Consider the following 12,791-nt stretch of genomic DNA (forward strand, 5'->3'; position numbering starts at 1 on the left):
ATTTATAACAGAACCTTATGAGATCAGCCTAAAGCACGAAGCCTTTTGAGCAAGCTGGATGTATCCCAGCGTCCGCCATCCATTTTCTGAACGTCTTTATAGAACTGATCCACAAGAGCCGTCACCGGCAGGCTGGCACCGGTTTCATCTGCAGTCGACAAGCAGATACCCAGATCTTTGCGCATCCAATCCACGGCGAACCCGTGCTCGAAATGATCGTCCAGCATCGTTTCGTAGCGGTTGGACATTTGCCAGCTGCCCGCAGCGCCCTGACTGATCACCTCAATCACGGCACGGCCATCAAGCCCCGCCTTTTCCGCAAAATGCACTGCTTCTGACAACCCTTGAACCAGACCGGCAATCGCAATTTGATTGCACATTTTGGTCATCTGACCGGCGCCACTTGCCCCGATGCGTCTGCAAATGCGCGCATAGGCATCCATCACAGGTTCTGCCGCGTCATAGGCCGCTTGGTCGCCACCGCACATAATGGACAGCACGCCGTTTTCAGCGCCCGCCTGACCACCCGATATCGGGGCGTCGACAAATGCCAGACCTGACGCCTTGGCAATCTCATAGAGTTCGGCAGTGACCTTGGCAGACACGGTCGTGTGATCCACAAAAATCGCGCCTTCTTTCATGGTCGAGAATGCGCCGTCAGCCCCTGTACAGACCTGACGCAAATCATCGTCATTGCCCACACATGCCATCACAAAGTCTGCATCTTGAACGGCATCGGCAGGAGTCCGCTTGCTTGTCCCGCCAAATTCCACAGCCCATTTTTCGGCTTTCTCTGTGGTCCGGTTGTACACCGTGACGTCATGCCCCGCATTTTGCAGGTGTCCCGCCATCGGATACCCCATGACTCCCAATCCTAGAAAGGCAATTTTTGCCATCTGCTTTCCCCTGTTTCTCTTTCGTCGTAATGTTTGTCCTGCCCCGCGCGGCAGATGGCAAGAGTTAATCCGGGATTCGGTATGCAGGTGTTTTTCCAATGGTTGTTCCGTCTCACAGGCGGGCTTGTTGTGCTGGCCGTTTTGACGGTGCTTGGCGTCTATTATCTCGCCTCTCGGTCTTTGCCCGAATATGACAAGCGCCTTGAAACAAACGGCGTGCACGCTCCTGTCGAAATCATTCGCGACAACGCCAATGTCCCGCATATTTTGGGTGACACTGATCAGGATGTATTTTTTGCCTTGGGATACGCCCATGCGCAGGACCGCCTTTGGCAAATGGTGATGTTGCGCCGCACGGTACAGGGGCGTCTTTCCGAAGTCTTCGGGACGTCGACCTTGGATATCGACACATTGATCCGGCGGTTGGATTTATATCCGCTGGCGGTGCAGTCGGTGCAATCTCAGGACCAGCGCACCGCATCGGCGCTGCGTGCCTATGCCAATGGGATCAACACGCGCATTGACGAAATCAATCGCGACTCGCTTGGCCGCGGTGCGCCAGAGATGTTCTTGTTTCCAAATGCCGTCGCCCCTTGGCAACCAGCAGATTCAATTGCCATTCAAAAGCTGATGGCGCTGCAAATGTCTGGTCATATACAGGCTGAAGTGCTGCGCGCACGCGTGTCGCTTTTGTTGCCGGACGCACGCCGGTTGCGCGACATCTTACCAGATGCGCCAGGCAGTGGTGTCGCCGCCCTGCCCGAATATGCGTCTCTTGTGCCAAACACACCAAGGTTTGCTGCCAGTACCGCCCGATCACAGCACCCGCTGTCACCGGTTCCGAAACGCAATCTCGCCGGAGCATCAAATGCTTGGGCCGCCGCGCCGAACCGCTCTGCATCGGGCGGCACATTGCTGGCAAATGACCCGCATCTCGGTCTCACGGCCCCCTCAGTCTGGTATCTCGCACGCCTCGAGTTGCAAGCAGGCGGCGTCATCGGTGGCACCATTCCGGGGATGCCATTGGTTTTGACAGGGCGCAGCGATGACTTGGGCTGGGGGCTGACCACGGCATACCTTGATGATCAAGACATCTATATCGAAGAGTTGAACCCTGAAAACGCGCAAGAATACCGCACGTCCGACGGATACAAACCATTTGTGACGCGCAAATCCATTATCGATATCAAAGATCAAGCCCCCGTGACGCTGACCCTGCGCTGGACAGAGAACGGCCCCGTGCTTCCACCCGGCCAGTTCGATCTGGGAACAATTACCCCGCCCGGACATGTTGCCGCGCTTGGCTGGACCGCCCTAAGTGCGCATGACACGTCCATGTCCGCAGCCATGGGTGTGATGCACGCCAAAACAGTGCAACAGGCCGTCGCCGCCGCCGAAGCGTATATCGCACCCGCACAAAATCTCATCTTGGCGGATAAAGACACTGTCGCGCTTAAGCTTATCGGGGCAATGCCCAAGCGCGCCGGGACCCATCAAAGTCGCGGCCGCTTGCCAAGTCTTGGCTGGAGACCCGAAAACCGCTGGCAAGGCCGCCTGTCCTATCAGGCCAATCCGGAATTCATGTCCCCCGTGGGGGGAATCGTCGGCAATACAAACAACAAGTCGGTTGAACGCCCCTTCCCGTTGCACGTGTCGTATGAATGGGGCGACAGCCAACGCATCCGCCGTTGGCAACGGTTGATGCAGGGACGTCAGGTGCATACACGCGACAGCTTTGTCGAAACCCAACTTGATACGGTGAGCTTTACCGCCCGATCCTTATTGCCCTTGATTGGTGCCGATCTCTGGTTCACCGGAAGCGCCGCCCCCGAAGGTAGCCAGTTACGCCAACGCCAACGTGCGTTGACTCTTTTGGCCGAATGGAACGGCGAAATGAGCGAGCATTTGCCAGAACCTCTGATTTATTCTGCGTGGTTGCGGGCGTTGCAAGCGCGGCTGATTCAAGACGAATTGGGGCCGTTGGCCACCGAATTCACCCATATTGAACCCCTCTTTATCGAACGGGTGTTTCGCGATGTCGAAGGCGCCGCAGTATGGTGTGATATTTTACAAAGCGCCCCAAAAGAAACCTGTACAGACATGGCAAGTTTGGCGCTGGATGATGCCTTGATCTGGATCGACGAACACTATGGCACGCAACTGGAATCGCTGCGCTGGGGCGATGCCCACCAAGCCACGCAAGACCATCAGGTTCTGGGGGATATCCCGCTGCTCCGGCATTTTGTGAATATTCGCCAATCCACCAGCGGCGGCGACAATACCCTCCAGCGTGGACAAACAAGCGGCACGGGAGACCGCCCGTTCGAAAATGTGCACGCGGCGGGCTTTCGTGGGGTCTATGATTTCGCCGACCCGGATAGTTCGATCTTCATCATCTCAACCGGCCAATCCGGGCACTTTTTGTCGCGCTTTTATGATGACATGTCCCAGCTTTGGCGCCGAGGTGAATATGTGCCGATGTCTTTGGATGTCAATTTGGCACGCGCCGCAGCCGTGGGCATCACATGGATTGTGCCCAAATAAGCGACGCGTGAAATTTAGAGAGACGTGAACTGTTTCGCTTGACGTTGGGTCCAGCGCACGGTGACATGGAACCCGGTTTCGTCCTGCTGTTCATCCTCGACCAGCCCTTCCTTGAAGAGCCAAGCGCGCTGTTTTCCTTGCGAAAACGCCAAATCCAGAACCTCGGTGGTTCTCTCGGATTCCAGCGCCACTGCGATGGCTGAAAACAAATCCTCGAGCCCTTCGCCCGTCACAGAAGAAATGGCATAGATATCATCATCCCGATTGGCACCAGCGCGCATCGCGTCCTGACGCTCGGGGTCTAACAAATCAACTTTGTTCCAGACTTCGATCTGTTTGGTGTTTTCGCCGACGCCAAGTGTTGTCAGGATATCTTGGACATCTTGCGCCTGAATATCGGTATCCGGATGCGCAATATCGCGCACGTGCAAGATCAAATCCGCGGCCAGCACCTCTTCCAGCGTGGCACGAAACGCCGCCACAAGTTCGGTTGGCAAATCGGAAATAAACCCAACCGTATCCGACAAGATAATCTCTGGTCCGTCCGGAAGTTCGACCGATCGCATCGTCGGGTCTAGCGTGGCAAACAGCATATCTTTGGCCATCACATCCGCACCGGTCACCCGGTTAAACAATGTGGATTTGCCAGCATTGGTGTACCCGACCAAAGCCACAATCGGGAACGGCACTTTGGCACGCGCTTTGCGGTGCAATTCGCGCGTTTTGACGACCTTGGTCAATTGCCGGCGCAGGCGCACCAGCTGTTCATCAATGGCGCGGCGATCCGATTCAATTTGTGTTTCGCCGGGACCACCCACAAATCCAAGCCCGCCGCGCTGACGCTCTAGGTGGGTCCATGCCCGCACCAATCGCGTGCGCTGATAGCTCAGGGCAGCCATTTCGACCTGAAGCACGCCTTCGCGCGTGCGCGCGCGATCCGAGAAAATCTCGAGGATCAGGCCTGTGCGATCCAAAAGCTTAACGCCCCATTCTTTTTCAAGGTTGCGCTGCTGAACCGGAGTCACCGACCCGTCAATTAACACCAGCTCAACCTCATGGGATTTGAACAGCTGCTTTAGCTCTTGGATCTTGCCTTTGCCGAATAACATACCCGCATGCGGTTTGGGCAACTTGACGATGGTTGATCCCACGACCTCAAGTTCAGGCAGAGCTGCTGCCAGAGAAATAGCCTCTTCCAATGCGAAAGAGGCCTCGCGCCGCTGATTGGCGCCATAAATGTCGGGATGCAGGACCCACGCAGAGGTCACATGCGTGTCATGCTCCATCAAGAGGCGTCTTCACCCTCATACAGGCTAATGGGTTGAGCAGGCATGATCGTCGAAATAGCGTGTTTATACACCAACTGACTTTGGCCGTCGCGGCGCAACAAGACACAGAAGTTGTCAAACCACGTAATCACGCCCTGAAGTTTGACGCCGTTGATCAAAAAGATCGTAACCGGAACCTTGGTTTTTCGTACATGGTTAAGAAATGCATCTTGAAGATTTTGTCGATCCGAAGCCATTGCGCGCGTGCCTTTTTTTGTTGTTGGTGCCACGGGAAAATATGTTTGTCGGCAAGAGTATGGAACGCACGCAACCGAGTTTCCACCCCAAAAAGCAATTTATAGACGTCGTGGCATGGCCAAGCGCATCATTTGTGCCACAACTCGGGGGATAACAGAGCGATAATTGCGAGTATTTCCAGGCGTCCCAGCACCATGGACACACACAACACCAACTTGACCCCGTCCCCCAAAGACACTAGATTAATTGGCACTTCGGACGCCACGGGGATCAATGGACCTGTTGTTGTCAGCGTGGCAATTGCCATCACAAGCGCCTGTTCAAATTCCACGCCAAGGCCCGCCAGAAGAACACAGATCAACGCAATCGACATCGCAAACAGCATGAAAAACACCCATGCAATCTGTGCGCCCTTGCGCCGTATCCTACGAGACTTGGCCCCACTCCCGACAATAATCGACGGGTGCACCAGCCGCTCCATTTCGCCCAAACCTTGAAGATACAGCACATAGACACGCAGCAATTTTACACCGCCAGCCGTTGTGGCCACACCGCCCCCGATGATCGCCAAGCCCATCAAGATCATGCCGGGTGTTCCCAATCCCGACCAACTCTGGGCCGTGTCCCAATCTGCGCTCTCAAAACCGGTGGTGGTCAAAAAGCTAAGCACCGTAAACATCGAGCCCCAGATGGCCTTGAACACATCCACAAATGTCTGCGTTTCGCTGAATTCATATGAGCCGATCCAGTGACGTAAAAACAAGATCAAAGGAACAACCGCGACGACCATAAGGCCCAAACGGAACTCAGGGTCTTCCCAAAGGCTGTCGCGGCGTACCGCCCCTGTGTCCGCCGAAAACGTCAACCGAGACAGAGCAAACAGCATAAACAGAAACAACACCATTTCCCCGCCAAGCCCGGCTTGGGCATTCGGCACCCCCCCGACTGGCGAAATCCCACTTGTCGACAGGACAGACATCGCATGCATCAGCCCTGTTAAAGAGGTCTCGCCAAGGATCATCAGCATAATCCACAGCGCCAGCGTCAACCCGCTATAGATCGGAACAAGCACAGCTGCACTGCGCTGCCAGCGTTTCATGGCATCCGCCTGTTGAATTTGCCCGCGCGAAGCATCAAGCCCGCCGCCCGTTTCCGACCGCGTCGTCACTTCGAAACCACCAAGACTTAGCGGTGCAAACACGGCTGTGGCGGCAATCCACATCATCAGGCCTCCCAACCACGCAACCAGCCCACGCCAAAGATGCAACGACGGTGACAACCGCCCCGGCGTGTCGAACAAGGTGGCCCCCGTCGTGGTGAACGACGACAGCATCTCAAAGTATGCATTGACATAGCTCGTGGTAATCAGGCCTTCGGCAAAGGGCACCGCCAAAATCAACGGCAACACCATAAACGCCAAAAACAGCGTAATCAGGTGATCAACCGTCCGTGCAGGGCGCCCCGTGTCGGAGATTGCCAACGCAATCAAACCGCTCACAAACAGCGTTAAAATCCCGCTGTACATAAAACTGCGTGCCTCGTGCAGGTCATGCAAGACGCCCGCATAGATCGCAGGAATGAACATAGCCAGACCAGACAATCCGACCAAGATCAGGAAAAGTGGTAACTTAGAGAGACGCGCTGCCATATCTTAGAAGAAATCAATCGAGACCTGGAACAGGCGCTCGACTTCGGGCACGTCCTTGGCCAGTGAAAACAGGGCGATTACATCCCCTTCTTCGATCCGAGTGCCCCCTTTGGGCTTCAGAACTTCTTCGCCTTTCATGATCGAGCCAATCAATACACCTTCTGGGAAATCGATGTCCCGGACCTGTTGACCGGCGATCGGTGACGTCGAAAGCACTTCGGCCTCGATAATTTCCGCCTCGGCATCCCCAATGGAATACACATTGCGCACGCGCCCATGCCGAATGTGACGCAAAATCGAACTCACGGTCGTGGCACGCGGATTGATATAGGCGTCGATCCCCAAGGGCCCCATCAACGGCACCAGTGTTGGGTCGTTCACCAGAGCGATCGCCATCGGGCAGCCTTTGGATTTAGCACGCACGGCCGCCAACAAGTTGACCTTGTCGTCATCCGTCACCGCCAACACCGCATCCGCGCGATCAATACCTGCTTCGTTCAACAATGCGGCATCAAGACCGTCGCCATGCAGAACAATTGTACGCTCCAGCGCGTCCGCAGATTTTTCTGCCACGGCACGGCTGTTTTCAATGATCTTGGTGCGCACGCGATCAGCACGTTTTTCCAGTTGCTGTGCAACCATCAAACCGACATTCCCGCCCCCGATCAGGATGACGCGATCTTGCTTTTGGTATTTCTTTCCAAACACTTCCATTGTGCGTTTAATGTCTTCTGTAAAGGTAAAGACATAAATTTCATCACCAATAAACAGCTGATCATTGGGTTCCGGCGCAAACAACGCACCTTCGCGACGCACGCCGACGACCACTGCGCTTAGCGTGGAAAACAGATCCGTCAACTGCCGAAGCGGCGTATTGATGACAGGGCATTCGTCATCAAGCGTCAGACCGACCATTTGAACGCGCCCATCCAGAAAATTCTCTGTGTCAAACGCATCAGGCGCTGACAGACGCTTGAGGGCTGCCTCGGCAACCTCGAGTTCTGGACTGATGACCACGTCAATTGGCATGTGATCGCGCCGATAAAGGTCAGAGTAGATGGCATCTAGATAGGACTGACCGCGCAAGCGCGCAATTTTGCGCGGAATCGCAAAGACCGAATGCGCCACCTGACAGGTGACCATGTTCACTTCGTCGGAATACGTCGCGGCAATAATCATGTCCGCATCTCTGGCCCCGGCTTTATCAAGCACATCCGGATAGCTGGCGAACCCTGCGATGCCTTGCACATCAAGTGTATCCGTTGCGCGGCGCACCAAATCGGGGTTGTTATCCACCACAGTTACATCGTTCTTTTCGCCGGACAAATGACGGGCAATTTGCCAACCGACCTGTCCAGCACCGCAGATAATAACCTTCATGACATACCTCTATGGGTTTCGATCTATTGGATGCCAGAACGCAGGAACAACGTCAAATACTACCATTGACCTTGGCGCTGCTCCTGAGGTTTGATGCGGTATCTGTTCAGAGTTGGTGACATGTTGAAAACACACGGTATTGTAGGTCTTTTGATTTCGGCAACCCTTGGCCTGAGCGGGTGTATGTCCAATAGTTATCAGGCATTTATCAAACCCGGCGCCAGTGTGGACCGCACAAACCAAGATCAGGTCGCCTGCAGCGTCGAAGCCAACAAGTTGTTTCCAGCAGCAAATTTCCCGCAGACCACGCCTTATGGGAATGTCGGGTATTATGGCGGCGGTTGGGGGTGGGGCGTTGGAATTGTCCACACGACTGACGTAAATTCCGGCATGCGCAACCAGCACCGCGCGCAATGTATGCAGCTCAAGGGCTATAAACCGGTCTCATTTCCAATTTGCACTCAACAACAGCTGGCTGGACGGTCATACGCCCCTCTGACACGCGCACCTGCGCAATCTGACAACATCTGTGCAATCAAGATCGACGGGGGCGGACGGGCTCTGGTGGATATCACCAAGCCGCTGTAATCTGACGGCACCTGCCCCTGCTTGTACTCAGCCCAGCCCAAGGACACAAAGATGAAACAAATTCTGATTGCCTGTTGCGCGCTGGTCGGGCTGAGCGGATGTCTTGAGTACACGCCTATGTACAAAGTCGGTGCGTCGACTCAGGAAAGCAACGTCACGCGGGCACAATGCAATACGTATGCCGCCCAAACCGTGCCGCCAATGATTATTCAGGATTGGATTCCAGTCTTTGGCGCCAACGGGCGCGTTGTTGGCCACCGCATTGAAACCTATGATGCAAATGAAGGCCGCCGAAACACCGCTGTCAAAACCTGCATGTCCCAGCAAGGCTTTGACCGGGTCTCGATCCCCTATTGCACCGAAGATCAGCTGGCTGGTAAATCCTATGCTCCGCTGAAAAACTCGCCGCCATTGACCGGATCGATATGTGCCATCCGCCAAAAAGATGGCGGACGGGTCCTGATTGATCTGTCAAAACCCAAATCGTGAGTTAAGTGTCCTCGGGCTCGGTTTCGGTCCCATCAAGATACGCCACACGGGCACCCGTCTTGTTTGATGTGACCACACCCAGTGACTTGAGCTTGCGGTGCAACGCACTGCGCTCCATGCCGACAAAGTTGGCGGTGCGGCTGATATTCCCGCCAAATCTGTTGATCTGGGTCAGCAGGTACTCACGCTCGAATGCTTCGCGGGCTTCGCGCAAAGGCAAGGTCGCCAATGCGCCAGACAACACCACCCGTCCCTCTTCATCTGGGGCGGCCGTATCGCCGGGTAGCTCACGCGCGCTGATTGGGCCTGTGTCATCGCCAAGAATAAGAACCCGCTCGATCAGATTCTTAAGCTGCCGCACGTTGCCGGGCCAGATCATCGTCTGCATCAAGGCCACTGCATCCTCGGACAATTCGCGCTGCGGCAATCCCTGCGACGCATTGAATTCTTCGATAAAGTGACCGGCCAGCATTGGAATATCTTCGCGCCGCTCTTCCAACGACGGCACCGCGATAGGCACCACATTCAGGCGGTGATACAGTTCTTGGCGAAACCGCTCTTCTGCAATTTCAATCTCAAGATTTTTGCTTGTTGATGAAATCACGCGCAAATCCACACGCACTTTGTCGGCGCCCCCTATCCGCTGGAACTGTTGATCGATCAGTACCCGCAGGACTTTGGATTGCGCCGCCAAAGGAAGATCCGCAACCTCGTCAAAATACACAACACCGCCGTTGGCCTGTTCCAGCAATCCCGGTTCAATTCCGCGCTCTGAACTTTCGCGCCCCAACAGCATCTCTTCAACGCGATCCATCTCCATGCCCGCACAACTGATGGTCACAAAAGGTAAATCCGCCCGATTGGAGTTGGCATGGATATAGCGCGCAGCAACTTCTTTCCCGACACCCGCAGGGCCGCTCAGCAACACCCGTCCATTGGACTTGGTCACCTTGTCCAGCTGGCTTTGAAGGGTGCGGAATGACGCGCTTTCTCCGACCATTTCGGCAAGATTGGTATCGCGGCGTTTTAATTCCTGATTTTCACGCCGAAGACGCGACGTTTCCATGGCACGGCGGATTACCACCAGAAGCTGGTCGATATTGAACGGTTTTTCGATGAAATCATATGCGCCCTGCTTGATCGCGGCCACAGAAATTTCAATATTCCCGTGGCCCGAGATGATCACAACCGGCACTTCAGGGTGGCTTCGCTTGACCTCTTTGAGGATATCAATGCCGTCCATCTGGCTGTCCTTGAGCCAGATATCTAGAATGAGCAACGCAGGCTGTTCCCCATTCACCTCGGCCATGGCCTCGTCAGAGGTTCCGGCCTTGCGCGTGGTATATCCCTCGTCCTCGAGAATATCCGATATCAGCTCTCTGATATCACGTTCGTCATCTACGATCAGAATATCACTCATGTGTGTCGTTCCACCCCCGTGTCACTTGTTACTGTGCCTGCATCCCGCTCGTCCTGCAGCGGGAGCCGAATAACAGCCATTGCGCCAAAGTGATGATTTCCATCAAATATTGGCGCATCTTCTAAAACAAGGCTACCGCCATGTTCTTCAATGATTTTTTTGACAATTGGCAAGCCAAGTCCAGTCCCTTTTTCACGTGTCGTAACGTAAGGTTCGAACAATCTGGCCCGATCAACGGGTAAACCGATCCCGTTGTCGCAAATGCGAATTTCCGCGCGTCGCTCGACTTTGGCGCAATAGATTTCGATCCTCGGGACAAACCCTTCGGGCGCACCTTTTTGCTGCAAGCTTTCTATGGCTTCACCGGCATTTTTGATAAGATTGGTCAGAGCTTGTGCAATCATGGCTTCGTCAAGCTCCGCCCACAAGGGATCATCCGTGATCTCGCCACCAAAGTCGACATCAGGTTGTCCCGTCTCTTGCAACAGAACACATCTCTTAAGGGTTGGAACCACATCAATCTCTCGGCGGTCCGGTTCTGGCATGCGCGCGAATTTTGAAAACTCGTCGACAATGCGCCGCAGATCATTGGTCTGGCGCACAATCACTTCGGTCATTTGCTCAAGCGCTTCACTGTCGTCCCCAACCTTGGAACTAAACTTGCGTTTGATGCGTTCGGCAGACAATTGAATAGGCGTCAGCGGGTTTTTGATTTCATGGGCAATGCGGCGCGCCACATCCCCCCACGCGGCCATCCGCTGAGCTGTGACAAGATCGGTGACATCGTCAAAAGCAACCACATATCCCTCGAGCCGTCCATCTTCGTTCCGGCGCGTCGACATGCGCACCAAGAGATTTTCCAGCCGTCCCGACCGGGTCACCTTGATTTCTTGCTTGGAAACCTCGTTTTCATTCTGGGCCATCTCATCAAACATCTGGCCAAATTCCGGTACGGCCACAGAAATCGCGACGTCTTGATGATCTTCTGACCAATCCAGCAACCGCTCGGCAGACCGGTTCACAAATGCGATTTTGCCTTCTGGGTCCAGCCCCACCACACCCGACGTGACGGAGCTGAGCACAGAATCAAACATGCGCCGACGGCGTTCGATCTGGCGCGTGTTATCAAGTAACGTCTGGCGCTGTCCCTTAAGTTGGCGCGTCATCTGGTTGAAATAGCGCCCCAACATCGCAATCTCGTCATCACCGTCTTCTTCGATGACTTGCACGTCAAGATCCCCTGCCCCAACACGTTGTGCAGCCCCCGTGAGACGTCCGACAGGACGCGACAAACGTTCAGCAAACCACATTCCCATCCAGATCGCAGCCAGGATCAGAATGACTGCAAATCCCAAATAAATCAGACTGAACTCGAACACGACTTTGCCGCGATCGCTTTCAAGTTGGTTATAAAGCTTGGCAGTTTCGCGCGTTTCATCCAGCAACGCAAAAATCTTTCCGTCGACTTCGCGACTGACAAAAAGAAATCTATCGGTAAACGCCTGCAACGGGACAATGGCGCGCAATTCACTGGCGTCCCAATCATGGATGATCAACGTCCCGTCGATACGGGACTCGTTGATTTCTTCAAGGCTGGGCCGCTCATAATCAAACATATATGAATGTTCACCACGCGCGCGGATGTCACCCGTGCCATCAATGATGAATGCTTCTTTCAGGCCGCGCTGGATTTGATTTTGCCCACTTGCCAGACGCACCCGCAATTCACCTTCGGAAATAAAGAAGGACGTCCGGCGGCTCGCATCCAAAAATTGGCCCAGAGCTTCTGCATCCGACATCAACGCATTGACGTGCTCGGCTTCATAGGCTTGCGCAGCCGAGACAGAGTTCCCGATAACCCTTTGAACACGTTCTGAAAACCAGCCTTCTAACCCGATATTCAGCGTCAAACCGGCAAAGATCGCCACCGAGACCGTCGGGATAAGCGCCAAAGCCGCAAACGCCCCAGTGAGGCGCATGTGCAGTCGTGACCCAGCCGAATGCGCCCGACGTGATGCTATCAGACGCGCAATCCGTTGAAGCACCAACGCCGCCACCGAAAGCACGTACACCAGATCGGCCAACAATACAGCGCGCAGCGCACTGGAAGAGACCCCTTGATCCAGCGGTCCCATGACCAAATATGTGGCAATCGCCAAAACTGGACCCAGGAACACCAACGCCCAGGTGGCCAAATTTTGAACACGCCGCTGCCTGCGCAACCGCTGAATTTTCGTCCAGTGACTCGTTTTGATCCGGGTGCTCACCCGATGACCTCAATTCTATTCGCCCTGAAATTC

10 protein-coding genes are annotated in these 12,791 nt (G+C 54.7%); 3 read left to right on the forward strand and 7 right to left on the reverse strand.

Features of this window, described 5'->3' with window-relative positions; all coding sequences use genetic code 11:
- Positions 1-23: 23 nt before the first annotated feature.
- Positions 24-896, reverse strand: a complete 873-nt coding sequence (locus FAP39_RS07420; RefSeq protein ID WP_138015761.1) for an NAD(P)-dependent oxidoreductase — start codon at positions 894-896, stop codon at positions 24-26.
- Positions 897-977: 81 nt separating this feature from the next.
- On the opposite strand from FAP39_RS07420, the gene FAP39_RS07425 reads away from it, so the two are divergent.
- Complete coding sequence (locus FAP39_RS07425) at positions 978-3,440, forward strand: penicillin acylase family protein (protein ID WP_138015762.1); 2,463 nt, start codon at positions 978-980, stop codon at positions 3,438-3,440.
- 14 nt (positions 3,441-3,454) lie between these two features.
- Here the strand turns inward: FAP39_RS07425 and hflX are convergent, their stop codons facing one another.
- From hflX to trkA, 4 genes are all read right to left on the reverse strand, one after another.
- The gene (gene hflX / locus FAP39_RS07430; protein ID WP_138015763.1) at positions 3,455-4,726 is read right to left on the reverse strand and encodes a GTPase HflX; all 1,272 of its coding nucleotides are present in this window, start codon (positions 4,724-4,726) and stop codon (positions 3,455-3,457) included.
- Positions 4,726-4,965 (reverse strand): RNA chaperone Hfq, encoded by a 240-nt coding sequence (gene hfq / locus FAP39_RS07435; protein ID WP_008204623.1) that lies wholly within the window; start codon positions 4,963-4,965, stop codon positions 4,726-4,728. The genes hflX and hfq overlap by 1 nt, the downstream gene beginning before the upstream one ends.
- Positions 4,966-5,093: 128 nt before the next feature.
- Positions 5,094-6,614 (reverse strand): TrkH family potassium uptake protein, encoded by a 1,521-nt coding sequence (locus FAP39_RS07440; protein ID WP_138015764.1) that lies wholly within the window; start codon positions 6,612-6,614, stop codon positions 5,094-5,096.
- Between the two features lie 3 nt (positions 6,615-6,617).
- Positions 6,618-7,994 (reverse strand): Trk system potassium transporter TrkA, encoded by a 1,377-nt coding sequence (gene trkA / locus FAP39_RS07445; RefSeq protein ID WP_138015765.1) that lies wholly within the window; start codon positions 7,992-7,994, stop codon positions 6,618-6,620.
- A gap of 120 nt (positions 7,995-8,114) precedes the next feature.
- On the opposite strand from trkA, the gene FAP39_RS07450 reads away from it, so the two are divergent.
- Together FAP39_RS07450 and FAP39_RS07455 are read left to right on the forward strand one after the other, a co-directional pair.
- Positions 8,115-8,582 carry a hypothetical protein gene (locus FAP39_RS07450; RefSeq protein WP_138015766.1) on the forward strand — a complete coding sequence of 156 codons (468 nt, stop codon included), beginning with the start codon at positions 8,115-8,117 and terminating at the stop codon, positions 8,580-8,582.
- Positions 8,583-8,633: 51 nt separating this feature from the next.
- Positions 8,634-9,071, forward strand: a complete 438-nt coding sequence (locus tag FAP39_RS07455; RefSeq protein ID WP_138015767.1) for a hypothetical protein — start codon at positions 8,634-8,636, stop codon at positions 9,069-9,071.
- A gap of 1 nt (position 9,072) precedes the next feature.
- On the opposite strand, the gene ntrX is transcribed toward FAP39_RS07455, so the two are convergent.
- Together ntrX and FAP39_RS07465 are read right to left on the reverse strand one after the other, a co-directional pair.
- Positions 9,073-10,491 carry a nitrogen assimilation response regulator NtrX gene (gene ntrX / locus FAP39_RS07460; RefSeq protein ID WP_138015768.1) on the reverse strand — a complete coding sequence of 473 codons (1,419 nt, stop codon included), beginning with the start codon at positions 10,489-10,491 and terminating at the stop codon, positions 9,073-9,075.
- On the reverse strand, positions 10,488-12,758 hold the full coding sequence (locus FAP39_RS07465; protein WP_138015769.1) for a sensor histidine kinase NtrY-like: 2,271 nt from the start codon (positions 12,756-12,758) through the stop codon (positions 10,488-10,490). Before FAP39_RS07465 ends, ntrX begins: the two co-directional genes overlap by 4 nt.
- Between the last annotated feature and the right edge of the window lie 33 nt (positions 12,759-12,791).

Origin of the sequence: Shimia litoralis (assembly GCF_005518135.1) — a bacterium.
GTDB lineage: Bacteria > Pseudomonadota > Alphaproteobacteria > Rhodobacterales > Rhodobacteraceae > Shimia_E > Shimia_E litoralis.